The organism is Pedobacter sp., assembly GCF_965249885.1.
Lineage (GTDB): Bacteria > Bacteroidota > Bacteroidia > Sphingobacteriales > Sphingobacteriaceae > Pedobacter.
Window position 1 is genome coordinate 2432470 of sequence record NZ_OZ252254.1, and the last position, 26934, is coordinate 2459403.

A 26934-nucleotide genomic window follows, 5' to 3' on the forward strand; every position below is an offset into this window, starting at 1 on the left:
ACATTTTTCACTTGTATGTGTTAAATGAATATTTTTATGGCAACACATTAAAACGTCCGTCATCTAAAAATGAAACGCTCGAATTAGCCCCATCATCTGGTTTAACGCTCTCTCTTGTTATTACCAGTAGCATCAGCTAATTTTTTAATTTCATTACTTAGTGTAGATATTTAACGTGTACATACGGTAAATATTTTGTTGGCTGTATAAACTGGAATTTAAAGCTATCGGCTATTCCTAAAATCAACGATACAAAATAATGAATTTTCACTGTATGTGTTTCTAAGTTTACAGGAAACTTGCAGGCACTATAGGCGAGTTCAAGCTCGCCTAAGTACTTGAAACTTTAAGTTAATTAGTATTGGATTAAATGATTGATGGCCTCGGATAACCGAGTTTTTGCAAGGAAGTCATCCTCTAAAATTTTGCTCATCGGAATTGCAGTATCTAAGCTAGCACAACGCATTACAGGAGCATCCAGATAATTGAAACAGTGTTCTCCGATCCAAGCAGCTATTTCGGCACCGAAACCGTTGGTTAACGTATCTTCATGTAAAATAAGAACCCTTCCAGTATATTTTACCGCATCCATTACTGCTTCCTTATCCCAAGGTTGCAAGCTTACCAGGTCAACCACAGTAGCATCAATTTCTGGACGTTGGCTAAGGTATTCTAAGGCCCAGTGAACGCCTAAACCATAAGTGATAATGCTGAGGTGTTTTCCACGTTTTAAAACATTAGCCTTTCCTATTTCGATAGTGTAATAACCTGCTGGTACCTGGCCGCTTAAACTGCGGTAAAGGTATTTGTGCTCAAAGTAAATTACCGGATTGGGGTCATCAATTGCGGCCAAAAGCAAACCTTTGGCATCAAAAGGGAAAGCTGGATAAACGATTTTTAGGCCAGGAGTTTTAGTAAACCAAGCTTCGTTGCTTTGAGAGTGGAAAGGGCCTGCACCTGTGCCCGCACCTGTTGGCATGCGAACCACTACATCTGCTTTTTCACCCCAACGGTAGTGGGTTTTAGCTAAATTATTAACGATTTGATTGAAGCCAACGCTTACAAAATCCGCGAATTGCATTTCAACTACAGCTTTATAACCATTAATTGAAAGGCCTAAGCCAGCCCCCACAATAGCAGATTCGCAGATGGGTGTATTGCGTACACGTGCTTTCCCGAATTTAGCCACAAAGCCATCCGTAATTTTAAAGGCACCTCCATATTCTGCAATATCTTGTCCCATTAATACCAAGTTATGATGGCGCAGCATACCCTCTTTCAAACCATCACTAATGGCATCTATGTAGCGCTTTTCCGAAGTTTGCTCAGAAGGTTCAATCGGCTTAGCGTGATAGGGAAAAAACATATCGTTAAGTTCAACGGCACTATTTGCCGCTGGCTCTGGTTCGTTAAAAGCCAGTTCTACCTCTTGATCTATTTGTTTTTTGTAGGTATTCTTTAGTTCTCCAATAATGCTTTCGCTTAAAATCCCTTCTTGTAATAAGAAACTTTCGAAATTTTTTAATGGATCTTTTGCGGCCCATTCTTCGAACAAATGTGGCGGCACATATTTAGTTCCAGACGCTTCCTCGTGGCCACGCATTCTAAACGTTAAGCACTCAACTAAAACTGGCCGTGGATTACGGCGAATATCTTTAGTTAGGGCGCTTAATTTATCGTAAACTTCCAGTACGTTATTGCCATCCAGTTGCACTCCTTCGATGCCATAGCCAATGGCTCTGTCAATTAAATTTTTGCATCTATATTGTTCATTCGTAGGTGTCGAAAGGCCATAACCATTGTTTTCAATTAAAAAGATGACAGGTAGATTCCAAACCGCTGCAACGTTAATGGCTTCGTGAAAATCCCCTTCGCTGGTTGCTCCTTCACCTGTAAAAACCAGTGTCGCTTTTTGTTTTTCTGCAATCAAATCTGCTAGCGCAATACCATCAGCAAGAGCCATTTGCGGACCAAGGTGTGATATCATTCCGATAATTTTATAGTCCTGCGTTCCAAAGTGAAACGAACGATCACGTCCTTTTGTAAATCCAGTAATTTTTCCTTGCCATTGCGCCATCAATTTCTTTAACGGGATATCCCTTGTGGTAAAAACACCTAAGTTTCTGTGCATTGGTAAAATGTACTCGTCGCTTTGCATGGCTAGGGTACTGCCAACTGCAATTGCTTCCTGTCCAATTCCCGAAAACCACTTCCCAATCCGACCTTGCCTTAGCAGGATCAACATTTTCTCTTCTACCAATCTTGGAAAAAGTAAACGCTTGTAAATAGCTAATAGCTCTGAATCGGATTTTTGTTGGCGGTTAAACTGCATTTGGTAAGTTAATATTTTATACCTGATATTTATTAGTTTACGAATTTATAATTAACCGCGAAAGGGTCAAAGAAAACCGCTGCTTTTTTAAGCTTAACTAATTTGTAGTTATGAAATTTCGAATAGACGTGTGAAACTTTCCAAGTCGTATCATTGAATTTATTCAAGACTTTAAAGCGCCTGATTTTGAATGATGGAAAGCGTTTAACCTGATGTCAGTAGAGCCTGCTCCTCTGGACCATCGGAGCGGGAAGTGGCGTCGTAAAACGGTATCCGAATCTAATCCAAGTCTTTTTTGTTCTGGTGCTCTTCCCAGCGTTTAGCAAATGATTTGGAAGCAATTTCGGGCATGTTACGATATTTTCCCCAACCTTTTTTGAAGAAAGTTTTGAGGACGAAGTTTTTCACTTTACCACCAAAAAAATCCATAAATGAACGTTTTTTCATTCCTTTTTTCCACAGCTTCCATCCTAAATTTTCGGTCGCTGTGTTTTCATTAGCCGTTACAGCGTCTCTGCGGTTGAGCAGCAGCATCTTATGGATGTCAATTTTAACTGGGCAAACTTCCGAGCATTTCCCGCATAGGCTAGAAGCGTAACTTAAGTGCTTAAACTCTTTCATGCCTTTAAAATGTGGCGTTATGATGGAACCAATTGGCCCACTATAAGTAGTGCTATAAGTATGCCCTCCAATATTTTTGTAAACGGGACAGGCATTTAAACACGCACCACAACGGATGCAATATAGAGCTTGGCGTTGATCTTTTTGAGCAAGTAGGTTAGTACGTCCGTTATCCAACAGGATTACATACATTTCCTCCGGTCCGTCAGTTTCATTCGCTTGGCGTGGGCCGCTTAAAATCGTATTGTAAACCGTCAAGTTTTGCCCTGTGCCGTGACTAGCTAGTAAAGGCCAAAATAAATCTAAATCAGCGATGGAAGGAATGATTTTTTCTATGCCTACAACGGCAATGTGTATTTTTGGAAATGTAGTTGTTAACCTAGCGTTTCCTTCGTTTTCGGTTAACGCAATGCTACCAGTGTCGGCGATTAAAAAATTACCACCAGTTATCCCAATATCCGCAGTTAAGTATTTGTCTCTTAGTAATTCTCTAGCCTTTTGCGTAAGCTGTTCAGGGGTGGCGTCAGTTGGAGTGCCAAATTTTTCGTTGAAAAGTTTAGCAATATCTTCCTTGCTGAGGTGCATGGCAGGAGTTACGATGTGATAAGGTGCCTGCCCCAGCAACTGTACAATGTATTCTCCTAAATCACTTTCAAGAGACTGCACACCGTGTTCATCCAAAAACTCGTTCAAATGAATTTCCTCTGTGGTCATCGATTTAGATTTGATGACGCTCTTGCCACCAACTCGTTGTATGATTTGTAGGATTTCTTTTTGTGCTTCAGCAGCATCATTGGCCCAAATTACTTTGCCTCCTCGCTTTTGGAAATTAGATTCAAACTCGGGTAAAAGCTTGTCCAAATTTTCCATTACCCGCCATTTAAGCACATGGGCTTTGCGTTTTGAAGCCTCTAAATTTTCAAATTTCGCTAGCCCACGATTCACCGCAACATTATACTTCCCAATGTTGTAATTGATGGTATTGCGATGTGAAATATCAAAAGCCTTTTCATCGGCTTTAACTAAAAAATCGTCGGCAACGCTCATAAGTTTTCAAATATATGCAAATAGGGTAGGGCTTTAAAATTTAACGGCCTAATGTTGATATAATTATTGATTCGGTGATGAGAATTTGAAGATTTACAAACAATTTATTACGGAATGAATAGCTTTTTTTGTTATAGGCTGTCAATTTCTTTCATGTAGGCTAAATATGCTTGCTTATAATTTAGGTTAGCATTTTCAGGTTTAGCTATAAATAAAAGAAAATCTTCTAAATCTGCTTCAGTGAAACCCAATTTTCTAAAAAGTAATTGGTCTTTTTCCCAGTTTTTGGGATTTACTTTTAAACTTGCCATTTCTCGATAAAGTATAATTCCTTTCCTAAATTCTACGTAACCTATGCCTTGCTTAAAGGAGTTGATTGCGGCAATCAGCGTATGATACGTAATAAGGGTGTCTGGTTTAGTTTCGCTAATGATGGTATATAACAATTGAGGCTTTAAAATTTCGACATCTATGCTGTCAAATTCAACAAATTGCTTCAGCACCTTTACATCTTCGATAAATAGCGGATCATTATGTTTTAATCGAGCCCTTAAAAAATTTGGTTGCTTTTGTAATACATCAGATTGTTGTTGAGCTAATGCTATAAATCCAATGAGTATAGCGAACAGTAGTAGACCGATTTTTCTATTCATTTTGCAAAAGTAATACTCTGCCATTAAAAAAATGACGGCAGTTGGCGTTTTAAAAAGCCATAATTTCATCCTTTACGTATATCAATAAAACTACCTTTTTTGTACATAAATTTTTAAGATTTTAAAAATAATGGCATATTGCGAAAAACAAAAAATGAGGTAATTTGTATTACTTATTCATTGCTTATTTTTGATGAAAAAAACAGTTTGGGTCGTTGAAGACGACTTGGGGATTGGAGAAATTATTAGTTTGCTTTTGCACGAAGAGGGCTATTCAGTTAGATTATTTGAAAACGCCCAAAGTTTTTTGGACGCTATTGGCGAACCCAACCCAAATATAGATATTTTAGTGCTAGATATTATGTTGCCAGATGGCAATGGCGTTGAACTATGCAACATTGTTAGAAGAAATCCCGCAATAGGTCGAGTTCCCATCATGATGATGTCTGCCAATAGAGCATTATCAGATATTAGCACACTTTGTTCTGCAGATGATTTCATTGCTAAACCCTTCGATATCTTCGACTTTGTAAATAAATTGGGCCGAATTTCAGCTTAAAATCTTATTAAAATAATTATCTAGAGCCTCTTTGTGTATATTTGGATAGTCAAAGTCTTTTAGATGACCGAAAAACGAATCAGTGCGCCAGAGCCTAATGAGCTGTTAAATGTGCTAATGCATGTTAATGAAGCAGCAGCAATTTATCAGGGAGATGATATTATTATCCGCTTTGCTAATGATGCAATGCTGAATTTTTGGGGCAAAGGTCCCGAGGTGATAGGGCAGCCCATTGCCAAAGCCATACCTGAATTGGAAGGTCAACCATTTGAACATTTATTAAAGCAAGTTTGGAAAACTGGTAAAACCTACGAGGCTCAAAGTGCGCCTGCCAACCTTGCGTCAAGTGGTGGAATAGTTACACGATATTTCGACTACGCTTATAGAGCAATACTTGATGAACATGGACAAACTCAGTGGATTTTAAATACGGCCACTGATGTTAGCGAGAGAATAGCGCATCAACAGGAAATTAAGGAGAACCGCGACAGAGAAGTGATTGCAAATGAGCGGTATGAAGAAGCCAATAGATTGTTGTCTGCAAGTGATTATCGCATGAAGCAGCTGATCATGTCGTCTCCAGTTGGCTTAACTTTGCTGCGGGGCAAAGATTTCATTATTGAAATGCCTAACAATCACATGTTAAGGATATGGGGAAGAAACAGAGCGCAGGTTGAGGGCATGCGCTTGCTCGACGTTTTTCCAGAATTAATAGGTCAACCTTTTCCCGATATGCTTACTAAAGTACTTAACGATGGGGAACCTATTAAAATTTCTGAAATCGGTGTTGATATCAGTGATATATATGGTGTTACTAGAAAAATCTATGTCAACTTTGCTTATGAACCTTTGTTTAATGCAAACGGAGAAATAGAAGCCGTAATGGCAACGGTAGTAGAAATTACCGACATTGTTAACATCAGGAAAGAGCTTGAACAAGGCAAACAAAAGTTACAGGAACTGGTAGAGGCGCTAGAAGTTTCCAATGAAGAATATCAGGCTACCAACGAAGAGCTAAATGCACTTAATGAGGAGTTTGCGGTAACCAACGAAGAATTGCAGGCCTCTAACGAAGAGGTTAAGGCTTTAACAGAGTTGCTCACCGAGGCAAATACTTTGCTCACCAATAAAAACGTAGAGCTTAACCAATCTTTAAAAAAGGTTTTTGCCATGTTTGAGGATTCACCAGCACCAATTGCTTTGTTAGCTGGTAGAGATTTGATCATTGACACGGCAAATCCAGAGATTTTAAGGCTGTGGGGAAAAACGTCGGAAGTTATTGGCAAGCCTTTAGCTGAAGCACTTCCAGAGTTGAAGGGACAGCCATTTTTGGCACTACTTGATGATGTGTTTACTTCGGGGCAAAGTCATTTAGGTAAAGGGGTAAAAGCCGTACTTAAACATGGTGATGAATTGCTAGAACTGTATTTTAATTTTACCTACAAGCCTTTGGTTGGCCAAGATGGAAAAACGCATTCTATATTGGTTGTTGCCAACGAAGTAACCGATCAAGTGAAGGCTAATCAACAAATTGAAGAAGCCTTTGAACAACTTAATTTTGCTTTGGAAGTAAGTAAGCTGGGCGCTTATGAATTGGATTTGGCCACAGATACAGTAAGATGTAATGCCAATTGCCGTAAAGATTTAGCGCTTGAAAACGCAGAGGAATTAAGTTTAGACGAATTTTTGCGTTTGGTACCGCCTGCTGATAGGAAATTGCTAGATACTCAGATGCAAAATTCTATTCAAAGTGGGAAGCCTTACCAAGTTGAATTTCAAATATTATGGCCAGATGGTTCAAGGCACTGGATTGAAACATCGGGAAATGTGCGCTACAAGGAGGATGGCACGCCGAGCAAGTTAATTGGACTTACTGCAAATATCACCGAGCAAAAAGCATTTGATCAACGTAAAGATGATTTCTTGAGCATTGCCAGTCACGAATTGAAAACCCCTGTAACTACCTTAAGGGCTTCGCTGCAAATGCTTGGACGCATTAAGGAAAAATTGGCTAGTCCAATGGCAGAAAAGTTAATTGAAACTTCGCTGCAAAATATGGAGCGTTTCACCGCTATGATCGACAATCTCCTGAACATCAACAGGCTTACCCAAGGCCAAATGAGTTTGGATAAGAGTGTGATATCGCTACGCGAATTATTAGAGAATTGTTGTTCGAACGTGAAAATGGACGGGAAACATGACTTGATAGTTACTGGTGAAGATATTCAACTTTTAGCAGATAAAAACCGAGTAGATCAGGTTATCACCAATTTTGTTAATAATGCAGTGAAATATGCGTCAAGCGGCAGGGAAATTTATCTTTCAGCTGAAATTGAAGGTGATTTCGCTAAGATTAGCGTGAAAGATACAGGCCCTGGCATTCCTTTGGAACAGCAACCACATCTTTTTGAAAGGTATTGGCGGGCAGATCACTCTGGACACAACTACAGTGGTTTGGGATTAGGCTTGTTCATTTGTGCAGAGATTATCAGAGCTCACGGCGGACAAATTGGTGTGGAAAGTAACCTAGGAGAAGGTGCAACTTTCTGGTTTACGCTGCCTTTGGGTGCAGATTAACTAAGAAGTAGCTTCAATTAAATAGTCGAATAAGCTTTGCTCCGTAGGCACTTGTATTTTCTTTCTTAACCTATACCGGCTTACTTCAATAGCTCTGGCACTGATGCCCATTAATTGTGCAATTTCTTTGGATGATAGGTTCATCTTTAAATAAGCACATAACTTAAGATCGTTAGCACCCAAGTTAGGAAAACGTTGTTTGAGCTTGGTGAGGAAATTAGAGTGCACATGATCAAAGTGCATGGCAAATTGTTCCCAATCAGCATCACCGTTTTCGGCTTCATTGAGCAACCTCGTTACCTTACGGATATAACTGTTATAGTCGCCGTCACTAGGTGCAGTTTTGCCAATGTTTACAATTTCATCCTTAATTTTCGAAATCAACTTGTTTTTTTGCAGCAAGTTCATACCCATGGCTGCTAGCTCTTTGTTCTTGAAATTTACCTCTGTTTCGAGCTTTTCATTCTGTAATTCAACAATTTGTTTCTCGTTGCTGTCAATTTCCAGCTGGTGTAAATGCTTAAGGTTGTCTTGCTCTTTCCTGTGGATTTTCTTTTGTCGCTCTATCAAAGCTCGTATAAGTGCAACCAAGGCTACTAAATAAAGTAAATACACCCAAATGGTTTCGTACCATGCTGGTTTTATATAAAACGCATAGGTTGCTACGCTCGATTCGCTACCTAGGTTATTACGAGCTTTTACTTTAAATACGTAGTTTCCGTAAGGTAAATTGGTGTAGTCTTTTTCATTTTTAGCGGTCCATGGAGACCAGTCTTTATCAATACCTTCCAGTTGGTAACTGAACTCAATGTTGTTTTGTTGCTCATAAAGTGTCGAAGAGAACTCAAAGTGTAGAGAATTATTTTTCTTAGCTAATTTAATTTCCTCTTCTTCATTTTGTTTAGCTGATATTTTCCCATCGGTTAAAAAATAGCCACCGAAAATAACGCTTGGCTTTTCACTAATTGTTTTAACTAATGACAAGTGAACATTAACAGGTTTAATATTTTTGCTATACTCGCTGTAATTGATATGGATAAGACCTTTTTTTGCGCCTATAAATACGTTTTGATTGTCGTAAGGATTGATGTGCTCAAAGCCGGCAACCACTAAAGAGTTCAGTTCGGGAAGATGTACAATATTATAGTTATTTCCATTGGGTTTTCCATGAAAATCAACTAAACCAACCTTTTTATGGCTGATGAACCAAATGTTACCTTTTGCATCTTCTTTTAAGTAATGATAAACATTGTTTTTTAAGATGGGCTTTAAAAATGGCGATGGCACAAAGCGATCATTTTTTTCATCGTACTCAAAAATTCCAGTTTTTGTAGCTACAACCACTTTTCCCCTAATTTTTGCCACAGCATTACCAAGTATAGAGGGCAGTCCATTTTTTTCAGTGTAAAACTTCGTCTCTTCTATTTTTCGTCTATCTGCAGATAGTTTTAAGCGGAAAATGCCTCGATATGGGTGAGATGCCCAAATCATATTTTTGTAGGGCACCAAAAATCTCAACGATTCATTAATACCATCAATAACTCCTCCATCGCTAAAAAATCCGTTTTGCTCATTTATTTGATGTAGCCCAAAATAAGTACCAGCAATTATAGTTGGATCTTTAGCTAAAGGCTTAATAAATAGCCAGGTACCTAAAGCATTATATATTCTTTTTGCGCTTGTCCCGTCTACCACCATGGCTCCATCTTCGTGAGCTACCAATACTTTGTTGTTCTGGATGGAAAGATCCCAAACCTGCCCGCTTGTGTTTGAAACTTCGGTAAAGCGGTTTTTCGTATAGCTTAAATCAGCGATATTTGGTTGCAACTGTGTAGCATAAACCCCATTTGAACTACCTACGTACAATTTGTTTTGGTGTATCAAAGCAGCATAACTGCTCGTCTGCTTCTCTTTATCAGGATAGATATATTTAATAGCATTATTAAAAGCAATGAAGTTGATTCCATCGTCCAATCCAAGCCAAAAGTTGCCATTTTTATCCATGAAAATGCTACGGATGTTGTCTTTATAAAGTCCTTCTTGTGAAGAAAAATGTTGGATTTGTTTTCCATTTTTATCTAAAATGTAGCAGCCATTTGACGATGTTGCCACAGCCAGCCAATTGTTGTTGATGGCAACTGCTTTATACATTTTGCTTTGCTTTAGCTGCTGTTCATTTTCGATGTTGAATTTCGATAGTTGCCCTTTACTGTACAACAAAGCACCATTTCTCAACGTGGTAATTAGGGTGGTATCGGCGTTGTACTTAATTACCGAAGTAACAAAGTCGTTTTGTAGTTGCTGTGGAGAAGCTATTGACTTCCATTGGTTTTGCTCAAAAGCCATTAGGCCTCTTCCAATGTCCTGAGCATAGATTTTTCCATCACAATCACCCATAAATTCCCAAAGCCATTTAGGTTTATGTATAGTGAATTTGCCATTATACCAGCGCAATATTTTACCAGTGGAGCGGAAAAAAATGTCATCGCCTATGGCTGAAATGTCCCAAACATCCGATAGATTACGCTCGCTTTTGGGCAAGTAATTTCTAATGGAATGATAGATGAGTTTGCCCTTGCTGTCTGGAAAAAAGTAACCTAATTCATCTTGAGCACCTACGTAAATTTTGCCGTCCTTCGCAATCTTTATAGACCTAACTACCGTTTTGTGTGGCAGGGCATACAACTTCCAATTGCGGCCATCGAACACTAAAAGCCCTTCATTATTGGCAAAATAAATTAGCCCATTTTTGTCTTGGTCTATATCCCAATTTTGCGAACCCCCTTTATAATCTAAGCTGGTGTAAACATTAATTTGCGGAATACCTATCGGGTTCTGTGCTTTCGCATCAGCCAGTAACAAAACAAGTATAACTGCAAAAAATGATTTCATCGGTTTAATATTTGTTAGATTTCGTGGGGCTGTATAGTAAATACACGGCAGATAATCGGCGTAGCTTGACCAACTCTTGAGCTATTTATACAACTAATTTATACAGATTTTATCTTTTAATAAACTTCACGCAAAAATAATTGAGTAATTATTTGATAGCGATTTTTGTAGTACCCCTTAAGTGAGGTGTTATGCTGTTGTTTTTCAATATTTTGTGTAGAATATGCTTTAATTTTTTTAATGTTTGTTGTGGTTTTGTGCAGGTGCTTTTTTTGGCCGTGACTTTATTTTAATCCAATATTTGTGAAACGAATATCCGGAAAATGCACCGTTTGTCAGCAATAATACGAACGGAAGTAAACTCGGGTATCAATTAACCAAAATTAAATTGTATGAATAAGAAGTCATTTGTAAGACATCAATGTCTGACGCTGGTTGCACTGTTCTGTTTTTTCAGCTGGGGCTGTAAAGACGAAGACTACGCCGGCAAACTAGGAACTCCTGCCAAGGCATCTTTCAAGGTAACCAAAGTGCAGGGAAAAGTAAACACTTACTTGTTAGAGAGCACTTCTCAAAACGCTTACCGCTACCAATGGGATTTCGGTTTGAACGATGGTGCGAAATCAGCAGGTGCTTCCACAGAAGCTTATTTTATTTCAAAAGGTACTTACAATGTTAAGTTGTATGCTTATGGCGAAGGCGGTTACGATATTGCAACGCAGCCAATTGTTGTTGATCAGGACGATTTTACGCCGACGCTCAACAATGCTACTTACCAATTACTTACGGCACACGCATGGAAATTAGATCCAAATTCCGCTGCGCCAATTACCGTAGGTACAGAAAACAATCCTGCTGAATATTTCGGTGGTGGTGCATTGGCTGGATGTCAGATAGATGATGATTACACTTTCTCTTTTGCTAACAATGCTTTCAAGTTAAGTTACAAAGCAAATGGACAAACCTTTAACGGCGGTAACGTAGCGCCTAACTACAACTGCGGCACTGATAGATCTTACGATGTAGCTTTTACTTTCAGTACTACAGTGCAAGGTGCTGGTATTGCTACCATTACTATTCCAGGCAATCCACCAGATAGATTTATCGGCGTAACTGATGTATCGTCAAATAATTATCGTATCATTTCTATTTCGGCCAACGAAATGATTTTACGTTCAGGCAAATCAAATGAGGTTGTACACCAAATGAGATTCGTTAAAAAGTAGCCGCATTTTTATTAATTAAAGCCAAATATAAATATGAAAAGATTTCGACTATTGATCGTATTGCTGGTTTTTTCTTTGGCCTTGCCTGAAGCTTTCGCACAAAATATTAGTGTATCAGGTACGGTAAAAGATAAACTGGGAAAAGAAATTCCTGGGGTATCCATAATAATTAAGGGTACTACAAACGGAGTTTCTACCACTGCTGATGGTAAGTATGCTATCACGGTACCTAAAGCGGGAACTACTTTGGTTTTCTCTTTTATTGGGATGACCACTCAAGAATTTTTAATCACTAAATCAGAAACCCTTAACGTAACGCTTGATGAAGCTGCGAACTCGCTAAACGATGTGGTAATTGTAGGTTTCGGTAGCCAAAAAAGAAGCAACGTAACTGGTTCGGTAGCTACCGTTAACAGTAAGCAGTTGGTGCAAACACCAGTTGGCGATTTAAGTAACGCTTTAGCTGGTCGTACACCTGGTGTGATTACTAAACAGCCATCAGGCGAACCGGGTGCTGATGGAACTCAAATCTTCATCCGCGGTAACTCTACCTTTGGTGGCGGTACCATGGAACCTCTGTTTGTAATTGATGGAATCGTTCGTTCAGGCCGCGATTTTGGACAAATGGATCCTAACGAAATTGAAAGTGTGAGTATCTTGAAAGATGCTTCTTCTGCTGCAATTTTCGGGGTAAAAGGTGCAAATGGTGTTGTTTTAGTAACAACAAAAAGAGGTAAAGCTGGCCAGTTGAGCGCCAACTATTCATTTAACTATGGTTTTTCTCAAGTAACTAGATTGCCAGATGCTTTAGGTTCTTATGAGTATGCCGTTTTATATAATGAAGCAAAACTAAATGATAACCCTAACGCTACACCTGAGTTTTCTTTGGACAGGCTAGAGTCGTTTAGAAACGGAAATGATCCTGATGTAAATCCAAATACCAATTGGATGGATTTAGTATTAGGTGGCACTGCACCAAGAATGCAACATAACCTTTCTTTATCTGGAGGTACAGAAAAAACGAAATACTTCACCTCATTTGGCTATTTGGATGAAGATGGTTTGTATAGCTCGTTGAACTATCGCAGGTATAATGTGAGAAGTAATGTTGATATCCAAGCTACGCCAACTACAAAGGTTTCTATTGATTTATCTGCCAGGATGGAAAACAAACAATCTCCACCAGCAAGTATCGATAACATTTTTGAGCACACCATGCGTAACCCGCCGATTTTCCCGGCAAGGTTTTCAAATGGTTTATTAGCCGCTCCAGGTGTTTATCCAAACCCGCTAGCCTTAATTAGCGAAGAAAGTGGTTACAACAGAAATTCTTCTAATTTCTTCTTAAGTAATTTTCAAGTAGTACAGCAAATTCCGGGAGTTGAGGGTTTATCTATTAAAGGTGTTTTGGCTTTCGACAGGAACTTTAACTATAACAAAATCTGGAATCAATGGGTGCCATTGTACATCCGTAATGCTGATGGTACTTACACTGTTAGCGCACAATCTAAATCATCTTTATCTAAAGGTTATGGCGAAGGTCAGGGTTTAGAGTTGCAAGGTCACATCAACTACGACAGACGCTTTGGTAAACATGGTATTTCTGCATTAGCGTTAGTATTACAAAAAGAAAATCAAGGTACTGGTATTTACGGTGCCAGAAACTCCTACGAAAGTTCGGCATTACAAATCTTGAATTTTGGTCCAGCTTTAAATGAAGTTTTAAGTGATGGTGAAAGTAAAACTGCGCTAAGAAGTGCGGCCTTCCGTTTAAACTACGATTTCGACGGCAAATATCTATTCCAAGCAAGTTTAAGACGAGATGAGTCAGAAAACTTTGCTCCAAAAGAAAGAGTAGGTTACTTTCCAGCATTTTCTGCCGGTTGGTTAATCACTAGAGAAAGCTTCATGCAAAACGTAAAGTTTGTAGATTTCTTAAAACTTAAAGCATCGTATGGTACTTTAGGTAGTGATCGTATTCCTAGCCGTTTTGGTTACTACAATCGCTACAACTTGGTGCCAAATGCTTACCCATTTGGAGGGGTGCCAAATACAGGTTTAACACCAGGTGCTATTGCTAACGAAAACTTAACTTGGGAAACTTCCATTAAAATGGATGCGGGTGTTGAAGCTAAATTGTTCAAAAATCAGTTAAGTGTTGATTTCACTTTATTCAAGGAACGCCGTAAAGATATTTTAGCTACCAGATCACTGTCGGTACCATTAAGCTTTGGTGCAGCGCTACCTAGCGAAAACATCGGTATTGTAGAAAACAAAGGTTTGGAATTGGTATTAAACCACAACAAGCAGTTATCAACTAACTGGTCTTACTTTATTGGCGGTAACTTCACTTACGCAAAAAATAAAATTATTGAAGCAGCAGAAGCTTCGAATATCCCAGAAGGGAAGCGTATTACTGGTCGTCCAAATGGGGGGTACTATGGTTACAAGGCTGTTGGAATTTTCAGAGATGCCGCAGATTATGCAGCTTCACCTAAGCCAACTGCATTCCTAAATTCTACTGGCCCCGGCGATATCAAATATCAAGATATCAGTGGTCCAAATGGTACTCCAGATGGCGTGATCGATGATTTTGATATCACTTATTTAGGTAACGGTACATTGCCACAAATTCTATATGGTATCAATGGTGGTGTTAACTTCAAAGGGTTTGAGTTGAATTTCTTGTTACAGGGTGCAGCACAATCGCAGCAATTGTTAACTCAAAATGCAGCATGGGCTTTCCATAACGGTGGCCGAGTAAATGCAGAGTGGTTAGATCGTTGGACTCCTGCTCGTCCGGATGCTCCGCTACCACGCTTAACCTTAAATACCAATGGTAATAACTATCTAGTGAGCAGCTTCTGGTTACAAAATTCAAGCTATATCCGTTTGAAAAACGTTGAGTTTGCTTATACTTTAAAGAATAAAGTGTTGGAAAAAATCGGAGCTAAAAACTTGAGAATTTACGCTCAAGGCCAAAACTTATTTACCATTACTGATTTACTTAACCTCGACCCTGAAAACACCAATGGTATCGGTAGGTATTATCCACAACAAAAAACCTACACTTTTGGTGTAAACATTCAGTTTTAACAGGATTTGATTTAATCAATTAAATAGAAAAGAAATGATTAATAAAAAACATAAATGGTTGATTGGCGCACTAATGCTTGCGACAGCAACTTTCTCTTGTAAAAAAGATCTACTAGATATTAAGCCGATAGATTTCGTATCTGACGTAGCAGTTTTTCAGGATATCACGCTCACCAATCAGTTTGTAAACGATATTTATGGATCGCTGTTGAGTGGTTTTGAGCGTCGTGACTTTGGCTGGACTGAAGGTTGGGCATCTGGTTTTTCGTTATTGGATATGATGACTGATGACATTGAAGGCCATAATGATTTGCCAATGAATAAAGTGCAGGCAGGTGATTTGAACTCTCAATTTTCTGAAGGTACCCAAATGTGGGCTGCTAATTACGCTTTAATAAGAAAAGCGAACACCTTAATTGCTCGTATTGATGGGGTTCCAACTACAAATACCGCACTTAAAGCTCGTTTAAAAGCTGAAACGAAGTTTTTAAGAGCATTTGCTTATGCCGAATTGATAAAAGCTTTTGGTGGTGTGCCTCTAATTACGGTGGAGCAAGGCGTTAATGATGATTTAGAAGTGCCTAGAAATACTTATGCAGAATGTGTAGCCTTTATTGTAAAGGAATGTGATGAAGCAGCTGCGGTTTTAGCTCCTAGCTATCCAGATGCTGCTGATTTAGGCAGAGCAACTAAAGGTGCCGCATTGGCATTGAAAGCTCGTACGTTATTGTTTTATGCAAGTCCGTTGAACAATCCTAATAACACTTTAAGTCGTTGGGATGATGCTGCAAAAGCTGCGCAACAAGTAATGGCACTAGCACCGGCAACTTACACTTTGTATCCAGATTACTACCAGTTGTTTATGACCAAAAATGGAAATAAAGAAGTAATTTTCGCTAAGAAATTCGCTCGTCCGGGTCGTACGCACCAAACTGCTTGGATGCTGCACATGAGTATTCGTCCAAATCCTTGGGGCGCTTGGGGTGCTTTCCACGCTACACAAAACTTAGTGGATAGTTATGAAATGAAAAACGGGTTGTTGCCTGATCAACCAGGTTCTGGTTATGATGAGCAAAATCCTTACGCTAACAGAGACAGCAGGTTGGACAGATCGATGCTTTTCAACGGATCACAGTTCAAAGGCTTTACCGTTGAAACTTTCCAAAGTGCTGATTTATCGGTTTTCCCTGATGGAAATGCAGCTGAGCGTACCAATGGGGATAGAACCAAAACCGGTTACGGCTTGCGTAAATTTATCGACGACAAGTATTTAACAAGTGATGCTGTTTATCAAGGCGGTGATAACGACTGGATTTACATGCGTTATGCTGAAGTGCTGTTAAATTATGCCGAAGCTAGAAATGAATTCAGCGGCCCTGATGGAACGGTTTATGATGCTTTAGATGCTGTTAGGTTAAGAGCGGGACAACCGGTTTTACCTCGTACATTTACTCAAGCAACATTAAGAGATAAAATCCGTAACGAACGTAGGGTAGAGCTTTGTTTTGAGGAGCACCGCGTTTATGATGTTCGTCGTTGGAAGTTGGGTATGACTTACTTCAATGGTCCAATCTATAGAATGAACATCATCAAAAATGCTAACGGAACGTTAACTTATAACAGACGTGCCCTGCTTGAAAACAGAGTATACAAAGAAAGCTATAACCTATTTCCAATCCCTCAAATTGAGATGGAGAGAAATAGAAAATTAACGCCTAACCCATAATTTCAAATCATTCATCCTCTTCTTCCATTTTTTGGAGGAAGAGGATCTTTTAAGCTCATATACAGATCGCATGCAACGAATAATCTACAGTGTTTTATTTTTATGTTTAGGTTTTGGTGGAAATATAAAAGCCTCAAGCCATAAAATAGAACCCACTCAAGCAATAAAAGTAGAACTTAAAAAAACAGCAACTGGCTATGAGCTGCTTCGCGGTGGCAAACCATACTATGTGAAAGGGGCTGGAGGTACTTCCTACTATTACAAAGTGGCACAATATGGAGGCAACTCTGTACGTACCTGGAGTACTAATGGTGCAAAAGATGTCTTAGATTCTGCACAAAAAAATGGCTTAACGGTAATGATGGGTTTACCCGTTACCCCTGAAAGACACGGCTTCAATTACGATGACTCAGTAGCGGTTAAAAAGCAATTTGAGCGGGTAAAAGCGGAAGTGTTGAAGTATAAAGATCATCCTGCGTTGCTATGTTGGGGCATTGGCAATGAGCTTAACCTATCTTATAAAAATCCAAAAGTTTGGGATGCGGTAAATGATATCGCCCAAATGATTCACGAATTAGATCCTAACCATTTAGCAACCACTGTGCTTGCAGGGATCAACAAAAAAGAAATTGAGCATATCAAGGCAAAAACAACGGCTATTGATTTGCTTGCTATTAATACCTACGGCGAATTAGCCGCATTGCCGGAGAAAGTAAAAGCAACGGGATGGAATGGAGCATATTTAGTTACAGAATGGGGACCAACCGGTCATTGGGAAGGCTTGCAAACCGATTGGAATGCGCCCGTAGAAGAAACGAGTAGCGAGAAAGCTGCGGTTTATAAAAATAGATACCACTATGGTATCGAACGTGATAAAGCGAGTTGTTTAGGCTCATACGTGTTTTTGTGGGGACAAAAGCAAGAGCGTACACCAACTTGGTATGGTCTGTTTACTGCCAAAGGCGAAGAAAGTGAAGTGATTGACGCCATGCAATACCTGTGGACAGGTGCTTTTCCAAAACATAAAGCACCTCATATTTATGGGTTTGTGTTGGATAAGAAGCAGGCACAACAAAGCGTTTACTTAAAACCTAACACCAATTACGAAGCAGAAGTGACGGCGATGAGCCCTAATGGAACAGCGTTAAAATACCGTTGGGAACTATTACCAGAGGCTACAAAAGTAGGTGAGGGTGGTGATCATGAAGATAAACCTGAAACGCTTAAGCTGCAACATACTGATTTGGCAGAGGGAAAAATTAAAATCGTTTCTCCGGCTAAAAGTGGAGCTTATCGTTTATTTATATATGTTCAGGATGTAAAAAATAAAGTTGCTACGGCAAACATTCCATTCTTTGTAAAATAGTACAATCGTTAAATTCAATTCAGCAATATGAAAAGTAGCTTCTTGATCAAAAATTATTTAGTAGCCCTGACACTAATTGTAGTTAATTTAAGCTGTAAAAAACAGGCTAGTGCTGTAGAACCTAGCAATCTACAACTTACCGCAAACGTGAGCACTGATGGCTCTGGCAGGGTTGATTTTGTTGCTACCGCAGATAACGCCGATCGATACTTCTTCACCTTTGGGCAGGGCAGTAACGAAAGCATCCGCTCTAGCGACGGTAAAGCATCAACTGTTTACGCAGAAGGTGGTACTTATACGGTTAAAGTGACGGCCTATTCATCAAGTGACAAGTCGATAACGATGAGCAAGCAAATCACCGTTGATAAAAACGATACTATAGATAATACGGGCTACATTTCTCCTGAAACTTATCCTGGAATGACTTTAGTTTGGCAAGATGAATTCAATGGAACTGCACTGGATACCAGATATTGGACCTTTGAGCAAGGTAACGGCGCTAATGGTTGGGGCAATAACGAACTTCAGTTTTACAGAGAAGAAAATACCAAAGTAAGTGGGGGCTATCTAACCATTACTGCTAGAAAAGAGAACTTCAGTGGCCGTGAGTACACCTCATCACGGATCAAAACTCAAGACAAAAAAACGTTCCTTTATGGTCGTGTTGATTTTAGAGCGAAGCTGCCTAAAGGACAAGGTATTTGGCCAGCTTTTTGGGCTTTGGGAGCTAACATCACAACAGTTAACTGGCCTTTATGTGGCGAAATTGATATCATGGAGATGGTTGGCGGAGGCGCAGGAAAAGATAATACGGTGCATGGTACAGTGCACTATGAAGACGGTGGCCACAAGTACATCGGGAAATCATATACTTTGCCAAGTGGCGATTTTTATGACAAATTCCACGTGTTTTCGTTGGTTTGGACTGAAACTTCGCTTAAGTGGTATATCGACAACCAAGAATATTACAGCTTCGATTCTAGTTCCGCCGCCACCGATGAATTTAGGAAGCCATTTTTCTTATTAATTAACCTCGCTGTTGGAGGCAACTGGCCGGGAAGTCCTAATGCAAGTACGGTTTTTCCTCAAAAATACATTGTGGATTACGTACGGGTATTCCAATAAAATTATACAAAGCATTTTTTGAGATCTTCATACCGTCTTTAAAATGAAAACGGACGGCCTTGGTGCCGTTCGTTTATTTGCCTACATAAGGCCTAGTCAAAAACTGCACACACTAAAACCTTAATTGAATTAACTGAATAGGAAAATGAGAAAAATTCTTTTAACCCTACCAATGTTAACGCTATCGCTTTTTTCGGTAGCGCAACAAAAAACGGATCCTGCTATTGACCAAAAGGTGAAAGCTTTACTAGCCAAAATGACTTTGGAAGAAAAAGTAGGTCAAATGGCACAAATTACGCTTGACGTAGTCACTAATGGAAAAGATCGATTCAGTAGCTACGAGCCCGTAAGCTTAAATCAACAGCAGTTGGAACATGCTTTGGTAAAATACAAAGTTGGTTCCATCTTAAATACCGCCAACAACAGGGCACGTACCGTTGAGGTTTGGCATCAACTCATCAACAAAATACAGGAAACTGGTAAAGGTCGTCTTAACATTCCGGTGCTTTACGGAATTGACGCGGTACACGGTACAACTTATACTGCTGGAGCAACCATGTTCCCACAGCAAATTGGACAGGCGGCAACACGTAACCGTAGTTTGGTTTACAAAGGCGCCGAAATCACTGCCTACGAAACTCGTGCAAGTGGTATTCCTTGGAATTTTTCTCCGGTATTGGATGTGGCTCCTGATCCTCGCTTCCCTCGTCAGTGGGAAACTTTTGGTGAAGATCCTTACTTGATCAAAGAGCTTGGCCTGCAAATGGTAAACGGGATGGAGGGCAACAACATTGCTGATCCCTACAAAGTGGCGTCTTGTTTGAAACACTTTTTGGGTTACCAAGTTGCCTCTTCTGGAAAAGATCGTACACCAGCCTACATTCCTGATCACGTGTTGAGAGATATGCATTTGCCACCGTTCAAAGCAGCAATTGAAGCTGGCGCACATAGCATCATGATCAATTCGGGGATTATCAATGGGGTGCCAGTTCATGCGAACTACAATTTGCTTACCAAACTACTAAGGAATGAGTTAGGTTTCAAAGGACTAATCGTAACCGACTGGGGAGATATCGAGAACCTTTACACAAGAGATCGTGTGGCGAAAGACCACAAAGAAGCGATCATGTTAGCCATCAACGCCGGAATTGATATGTCGATGATTGCCTATGATTACGAAAGATTTTGCGACAACCTGATTGCTTTGGTAAAAGAGGGGAAAGTAAAGCAAACTAGAATTGATGATGCTGTGACGCACATTCTTAAATTGAAGTATCAGCTAGGTTTATTTGAAAAACCGATTTACGATAGCAAGCAGTATCCAAAATTTGGTAGCAAGGAATTTGAGCAGGCCGCTTATCAAAGTGCAGCGGAGTCAATCACTTTGTTGAAAAATAACGATAACATTCTGCCATTCAAAAAAGGTGTTAAACTATTGGTAACTGGACCAAACGCTAATTCAATGCGTACTTTAAATGGCGGTTGGACTTATTCATGGCAAGGCGAAAAAGTGGAAGAGTTTGCTTCGAAATATAATACCATTTTAGAGGCCTTGAGTAATAAAGCTGGGAAAGAGAATATCACTTTCGTGGATGGTGTTAGCTACAAAATGGATGGTAAATACTACGAAGAGTTTGATAAAGGAACTGAAGAAGCGGTAAAAGCTGCTCAAAATGCTGATGCAATTATACTTTGCTTGGGAGAAAACTCTTACACTGAAAGTCCGGGCAATTTGAGCGATTTGTACATGTCCGATTTACAGACCCAACTAGCTTTAAAACTTGCAGCTACTGGGAAACCTATTATTTTAGTGCTTAACGAAGGTCGTCCAAGACTCATCAGTAAATTTGAACCTAAAATGGCGGGGATACTGCAAACGTATTTGCCAGGTAATTTTGGCGGCGATGCACTCGCTGATATCTTATTTGGCGATGTGAATCCTTCTGGGAAATTGCCTTACAATTATCCTAAATTCCCTAACTCGTTGGTAGGCTATAACCATAAGCCATCTGAAAATAGAACGGTAATGGAAGGGGTTTATAATTACGATGCGGAGTACAACCCTCAGTATGAATTTGGATTTGGTTTAAGCTACACTAGTTTCAAATACGATAACCTTAAACTTAGCGCTGAAAAAATTAAAGCCACTCAAGAAATTACAGTATCAGTGGAGATCACCAACACAGGAAATAGGGAAGGCAAAGAAGTGGTGGAGCTTTATTTGAGCGATTTGTACGCTTCACTGACGCCAGATTCAAGAAGATTGCGTGGTTTCGAAAAGATCAATTTAAAGCCAGGCGAAAAGCAAACGGTAACTTTTAAATTGAGCAAAGCCGATTATGCTTTTACCAATTTGGAAGGCCGTTCGGTGATCGAACCAGGGGAATTTAAAGTGAAAATTGGCTCACTGAGCAAAAGCTTTTTTGTGGAGTAGGTAAATCTTTTATCAGAAATTAATAGTAAATACCATTCTAATCAAATAGAATGGTATTTTTGTTTTTAAATCAAAAAAATGAGCGACAATAAGGCAAAAGATTTAATCGATTCAATAAAAAATAAAGGCAAAAGCTTAGAGGCTGAAATGTCCTTCTTTGACCACTTAGATGTATTACGGAAACATTTATTAAGAGCTTTAGCAGTAATTGTTGTTTTAGTCTGCGTAGCTTTTTACTTCACCGATTTCATTTGGCATGATGTAATTATGGCACCCAAAAATGCTGATTTTTGGACCTATCGTATGATGTGTAAACTGGTAGAAGCGTTTCCGTCTATCGGGAATGAGTTTTGTATTACCAGTATCAAAGCTAAAATCATTAATACCGAAATGTCGGGGCAGTTCACCTTACAAATGAATTCCTGCGTAATGGCTGGTGTAATTTTGGGCGTACCTTATCTGCTTTTTGAACTTTGGCTTTTCATTAAGCCTGCTTTGTTGGAAAACGAACGTAAATCGGCAAGTGGTTTTGTAGCATTTGCATCAGCATTATTTGCTTTAGGTTTATTGTTCGGTTACTATGTTATTTGTCCGTTGTCTATTAACTTTCTAATCAATTACACGGTTGATGCCAGCATCGAAAATACATTTACTATCTCATCTTACCTATCTACCGTACTGACGTTAACTTTAGGTTCGGGCATCATTTTCCAGTTGCCTGTAATTATCTACATCTTATCGAAATTGGGTATCATGACACCAAAATTCATGCGCTCTACACGTAGGTATGCAGCAGTTTTAATTTTAGTAATTGCAGCTGTGGTAACACCAACCGCCGATCCGTATACCATGCTTATTGTGGCTTTCCCGCTATTCTTGTTATATGAATTAAGTATTTTGATTTCTGCTAATATCGAAAAGAAGAAGAAAAAAGCGGAATTGGCGTTTTATGGTAAAAAGTAATCACAGATTGAATTGCTAAAACAACAAAATATTTACGCAATAATCTCTATAATTCTATATAATTTTGAATCATGTCAACAGCAAATCAACTTAAAATAGCTATAGGTGCTGATCACGCCGGCTTTGAATACAAGGAAATCTTAAAGGATTTTTTATCTAACTACGAAGTCGTAGATTTTGGTACACATTCACTTGATTCGGTTGATTACCCAGACTTTGCTCACCCCGTAGCTAATTCAGTGGAAAAAGGTGAAGCTGATTTTGGAGTATTGGTTTGCGGCAGTGCGCAAGGTGTGGCAATTACAGCTAACAAACATCAAGGCATAAGAGCTGCGGTGAGCTGGTTAACCGAAATTGCCAAGCTTTCTAGGCAGCATAATAATGCGAACGTTATTTGCATTCCGGCTCGTTTTGTATCGGCTGATTTAGCAAAGGAAATGGTTGAAACTTTCCTAGCGACACCATTCGAAGGCGGCCGACATGCCAATAGGGTTAATAAAATCTCCTGTTAAAGACATCATCCAACAAACCTTAACTAATAAAAATGAATAAAAAGTTTGCAATCACCTCACTAGCTTTAGCGCTATGTTTTGGTGCGATGGCGCAAGACAAAAATGCCATCAAATTTAGTACAACTGTCAACAAAGACAGGGCGTACCAACATCTTTCTGTTCTGGCATCCGATGAGTATGAAGGTCGTGAGACTGGAAAAAAAGGTGCTTGGATGGCAGCAGATTATATCAAAAAACAGTTCAAAAGCTTCGGATTAGTTGGTCCGGTTAAAGGCAGCAAAGATCCTTACCTACAACCGGTGGGAATCTCTTCAAAAAAATTGGTGGATTTATCTTTAGTGGTGGGTTCGCAAACTAAAGAGAACCTTAAAGACTACTATGTATTGGCGCAAACTACGCCAGCAACAGGATTCGATGTTAAAGCATCTTCGGTAATTTTCGCAGGTTATGGTTTAAGTAAAGATAACTTTAACGAGTATGCAGGTATTGATGTTGCCGGTAAAGTAGTATTGATTTTTGCTACTGGTGACCCAACAGCTAAAGCTCCAGAGCCAGGCGCTCCTCGTAGGGCACAAAGCAGTGTAGGTAGCCAACAAGCTAAAATTAAATATTTGGTAGACAATAAGGCAGCGGGCGTTTTGGTAATTAACGAAAGAGTTGACAACCTAAACGATGCCACTAAGGCATTTTTAACCGCTGGCAGTGCTGATTTGAAACGCACCGATGCGAATGAAAATACAAATACTTTACCAGTTATAACCATCGGTACGGCAGTAGCAAACCAGCTATTAGCTACAGCGAATACTAACTTGGCGGATGTGAAGAAGAAAATCGCCGAAACTTTAAAACCTGCTACTACGGTACTTAATGTTCCAGTGTCTTTCTCAGGTAAGTTAGTGCAAGAGGATATTAAAGCAGATAATGTTTTAGGATTTTTAGAAGGTTCCGATCCTAAATTGAAAGATGAAGTTTTGGTAATAACTGGTCACTATGATCACATTGGTTTAGTTGAAGATGCCAACGCAACAGACAAAGTTAACAACGGAGCTGATGATGATGGTTCAGGAACTACTGGTGTTTTAATGTTGGCGGAAGCTTTTTCAAAAGCTAAAAAAGCAGGTAAAGGACCAAAACGTAGTATTTTATTCATGACAGTTTGTGGTGAGGAGAAAGGTCTTTGGGGCTCTGAGTGGTATTCGGAACATCCGGTATTTCCTTTGGCAAATACCATCACTAACTTAAATATTGATATGATTGGTCGCGGCGATGATAGCCGTCCTGGAGATAACAATTTCGTTTACATCATTGGATCAAATATGCTAAGTGATGATTTGGATAAAATTGGTAAAAAAGCAAATGCTGATTATGTGAATATCGTTTTAGATGAGAAGTACAACAATCGTACTGATCCTAACCGTTTTTACTATCGTTCTGACCACTACAATTTCGCAAAACATGGTATTCCAGTAATCTTCTATTTCAATGGAGTACACAAGGATTATCACCAGCCAGGAGATGAGGTAAGCAAAATTGACTTCCCAATGTTGGCTAAACGTGCGCAGTTGGTTTATTTTACTGCTTGGGAATTGGCTAATGCCCCAAAACGCCCAGTGGTGAATAAAAACGAAGATGGCACTTTGAAAACAAAATAAACATCTTAAAAGAGATGGCAATCCCGTTAGGCAACTGACGGGATTTTTTGCTTTAAAATAAGGGTGGATTGCTGTTTCTCTAGGCTAAAATTCCATTCGCTGTATCCTAACGGCATTTAAAATAGCTGCTAGCGCTACGCCAACATCTGCAAAAACAGCTTCCCACATGGTTGCTAAACCACCGGCACCTAAAACAAGCACAACGGCTTTCACACCAAAGGCCAAAATGATGTTCTGCCATACAATTCTTTTGGTTTGCTTGCTAATCTGAATAGCTATTGGAATTCTAATTGGCATGTCATCTTGAATAACCACATCAGCGGCTTCCACTGTGGCATCGCTGCCTAGGCCACCCATTGCAATACCCACATCGCTTAAAGCTACTACTGGTGCATCATTTACCCCATCACCAACAAACGCAACGCCTCTATGATTTTGCAATTCCTTGACCTTCTCTACTTTATCTTCAGGCAATAAATCGCCAAAAGCTTGCTTGATGCCTAACTGCTTTGCTACATCGTTTACCACGCTAGTTTTATCGCCGCTAAGCATTGTAATATTGATTCCCATCTGATGAAGTAACTTTACAGCTCTGGGCGCATCAGGTTTAATATTATCGGCAATGGTTAAATAACCAGCAAATTTCCCATCATAAGCAATGGCGATAACGGTATAAATTACGTCGCTCAGCGCTTTGCTATAACTGATGTTAAATTTATCCATCAACCTAAAATTCCCAACCAAAAACAGTTTGCCATTGATGCTGGCCTTTAGCCCGTGTCCAGCTATTTCTTCCACCTCATGTAAACTTACGGTATGGTCAACCTCGCCAACAAAATTCCTAATTGCGGTAGCTACTAGATGGGTGCTATTGCTTTCTAGGGCGTTCACCCATTTCAATAATTCGTTTCTGTCAAACCCATCTAAAATGGTAGCCTGTTGCACTTTGAACACACCAGCGGTTAGGGTGCCAGTTTTATCCATTACCACTTGTTTGATATTGGCTAAAATATCGATGAAATTGCCGCCTTTGAATAGGATGCCATTTCTGCTTGCCGCCCCAATTCCGCCAAAATAACCCAAGGGGATGGAAATTACCAAAGCACACGGACAGGAAATCACTAAGAAAATCAACGCCTTATAAAGCCAATCTACAAAAACATAGTTGGCTACAAAAAAATAGGGAAGCAAACATATGCCGAGCGCCAAAAAAACCACAATTGGCGTGTACACTTTGGCAAACCTTCTAATAAAAAGTTCTGTGGTAGATTTTTGTGTAGTCGCATTTTGTACCAGTTCCAAAATTTTGCTCAGCTTACTATCTTCATAAGCGGCAGTTACTTTTAGTTGACTAGGCGTGTTGAGGTTAATCATTCCTGCCAAAACCAAGTTCCCTTTTTTCTTGGTGTCTGGTTTACTTTCGCCGGTTAAGGCAGCGGTGTTAAAAGCTGCGCTTTCCGAAATTAATTCGCCATCTAAAGCTAGTTTTTCGCCGGGTTTTAACTGAATGATGCTGCCAACGGCTACCGTTTTCGCTTTTGCCAACTGCGGTACGTCATTTACCAATACAGTTACTTCATCTGGTCGTTGATCAAGCAAAGCTTTGATGTTCCCTTTTGCTTTAGTTACCGCCAAGGTTTGGAAAATTTCGCCCACGGCATAAAATAGCATTACGGCAACACCTTCGGGATATTCTTTAATGGCGAAAGCGCCGAGTGTAGCAATGCCCATCAAAAAAAACTCCGAAAAAACATCTCCCTTGCTGATACTATACAAAGCATCTTTAAGTACAGGAATTCCTACTGGAAGATAGGCCGCAAGATACAATGCTAAACGAATCCATCCTTGAAACCAATTTGGCTGGATGAGGTGATCCAAAAAAAGCCCCACAACCAAAAGCGAGAAAGAAACTATTGCAGGTAGAAATAGTTGAAACTTACTCTTATTGGAGGCATCGTGATCGTGATTGTGCCCGTCGTCGTCGTCGTGGCTATGATGGTGCTCGTTATGCTTTACATTGGTAGGATTACGGTGCGATGTGCTGCAACAATCTGTATCTGCTTGTATCTGCTCGTGTTGATGTTTCATGTTCCATTTTTTTAGAATGCCAAGTTCATGGCAAATCGGCAATATAACTATGCCAACATCATTGG

General features: G+C 39.6%; 16 protein-coding genes. 11 read left to right on the forward strand and 5 right to left on the reverse strand.

From position 1 onward, the window contains the following. Positions 1–355 precede the first annotated feature (355 nt). The 3 genes from ACY2A0_RS10440 to ACY2A0_RS10450 form a co-directional block, all read right to left on the reverse strand. A complete protein-coding gene (locus tag ACY2A0_RS10440) occupies positions 356–2332 on the reverse strand; it encodes an alpha-ketoacid dehydrogenase subunit alpha/beta (protein WP_461789396.1) in 1977 nt (658 codons plus the stop codon). A gap of 279 nt (positions 2333–2611) precedes the next feature. Next, positions 2612–4000, reverse strand: coding sequence for a LutB/LldF family L-lactate oxidation iron-sulfur protein (locus ACY2A0_RS10445; protein WP_461789397.1), 1389 nt, complete (start codon positions 3998–4000; stop codon positions 2612–2614). Positions 4001–4131: 131 nt separating this feature from the next. After that, entirely contained in the window at positions 4132–4653 is a 522-nt protein-coding gene (locus ACY2A0_RS10450) for a hypothetical protein (RefSeq protein ID WP_461789398.1), read from the reverse strand. 193 nt (positions 4654–4846) lie between these two features. Between ACY2A0_RS10450 and ACY2A0_RS10455 the strand changes: the two genes are divergently transcribed. Together ACY2A0_RS10455 and ACY2A0_RS10460 are read left to right on the forward strand one after the other, a co-directional pair. Next, entirely contained in the window at positions 4847–5212 is a 366-nt protein-coding gene (locus ACY2A0_RS10455) for a response regulator transcription factor (protein WP_461789399.1), read from the forward strand. Positions 5213–5275: 63 nt separating this feature from the next. Continuing rightward, entirely contained in the window at positions 5276–7789 is a 2514-nt protein-coding gene (locus tag ACY2A0_RS10460) for a PAS domain-containing protein (protein ID WP_461789400.1), read from the forward strand. Here the strand turns inward: ACY2A0_RS10460 and ACY2A0_RS10465 are convergent, their stop codons facing one another. Next, positions 7790–10681 carry a ligand-binding sensor domain-containing protein gene (locus ACY2A0_RS10465; protein ID WP_461789401.1) on the reverse strand — a complete coding sequence of 964 codons (2892 nt, stop codon included), beginning with the start codon at positions 10679–10681 and terminating at the stop codon, positions 7790–7792. A gap of 392 nt (positions 10682–11073) precedes the next feature. Between ACY2A0_RS10465 and ACY2A0_RS10470 the strand changes: the two genes are divergently transcribed. The 9 genes from ACY2A0_RS10470 (at position 11074) to ACY2A0_RS10510 (ending at position 24781) form a co-directional block, all read left to right on the forward strand. After that, the gene (locus tag ACY2A0_RS10470; RefSeq protein WP_461789402.1) at positions 11074–11907 is read left to right on the forward strand and encodes a PKD domain-containing protein; all 834 of its coding nucleotides are present in this window, start codon (positions 11074–11076) and stop codon (positions 11905–11907) included. Between the two features lie 33 nt (positions 11908–11940). Beyond that, the gene (locus tag ACY2A0_RS10475; protein WP_461789403.1) at positions 11941–15003 is read left to right on the forward strand and encodes a SusC/RagA family TonB-linked outer membrane protein; all 3063 of its coding nucleotides are present in this window, start codon (positions 11941–11943) and stop codon (positions 15001–15003) included. A gap of 34 nt (positions 15004–15037) precedes the next feature. After that, positions 15038–16729 carry a RagB/SusD family nutrient uptake outer membrane protein gene (locus tag ACY2A0_RS10480; protein ID WP_461789404.1) on the forward strand — a complete coding sequence of 564 codons (1692 nt, stop codon included), beginning with the start codon at positions 15038–15040 and terminating at the stop codon, positions 16727–16729. A 70-nt stretch (positions 16730–16799) separates the two neighbouring features. After that, positions 16800–18095, forward strand: a complete 1296-nt coding sequence (locus ACY2A0_RS10485; protein ID WP_461789405.1) for a glycoside hydrolase family 2 TIM barrel-domain containing protein — start codon at positions 16800–16802, stop codon at positions 18093–18095. A gap of 27 nt (positions 18096–18122) precedes the next feature. After that, positions 18123–19220 carry a family 16 glycosylhydrolase gene (locus tag ACY2A0_RS10490; RefSeq protein ID WP_461789406.1) on the forward strand — a complete coding sequence of 366 codons (1098 nt, stop codon included), beginning with the start codon at positions 18123–18125 and terminating at the stop codon, positions 19218–19220. Between the two features lie 145 nt (positions 19221–19365). Beyond that, positions 19366–21654 carry a glycoside hydrolase family 3 N-terminal domain-containing protein gene (locus ACY2A0_RS10495; protein WP_461789407.1) on the forward strand — a complete coding sequence of 763 codons (2289 nt, stop codon included), beginning with the start codon at positions 19366–19368 and terminating at the stop codon, positions 21652–21654. Between the two features lie 78 nt (positions 21655–21732). Further along, entirely contained in the window at positions 21733–22617 is an 885-nt protein-coding gene (gene tatC / locus ACY2A0_RS10500) for a twin-arginine translocase subunit TatC (RefSeq protein ID WP_461789408.1), read from the forward strand. 71 nt (positions 22618–22688) lie between these two features. Continuing rightward, complete coding sequence (rpiB, locus tag ACY2A0_RS10505) at positions 22689–23129, forward strand: ribose 5-phosphate isomerase B (RefSeq protein WP_461789409.1); 441 nt, start codon at positions 22689–22691, stop codon at positions 23127–23129. A gap of 32 nt (positions 23130–23161) precedes the next feature. Then, positions 23162–24781, forward strand: a complete 1620-nt coding sequence (locus ACY2A0_RS10510) for a M28 family peptidase (protein WP_461789410.1) — start codon at positions 23162–23164, stop codon at positions 24779–24781. Positions 24782–24865: 84 nt separating this feature from the next. Here the strand turns inward: ACY2A0_RS10510 and ACY2A0_RS10515 are convergent, their stop codons facing one another. Continuing rightward, positions 24866–26869 carry a heavy metal translocating P-type ATPase gene (locus tag ACY2A0_RS10515; protein WP_461789411.1) on the reverse strand — a complete coding sequence of 668 codons (2004 nt, stop codon included), beginning with the start codon at positions 26867–26869 and terminating at the stop codon, positions 24866–24868. Positions 26870–26934: the final 65 nt, after the last annotated feature.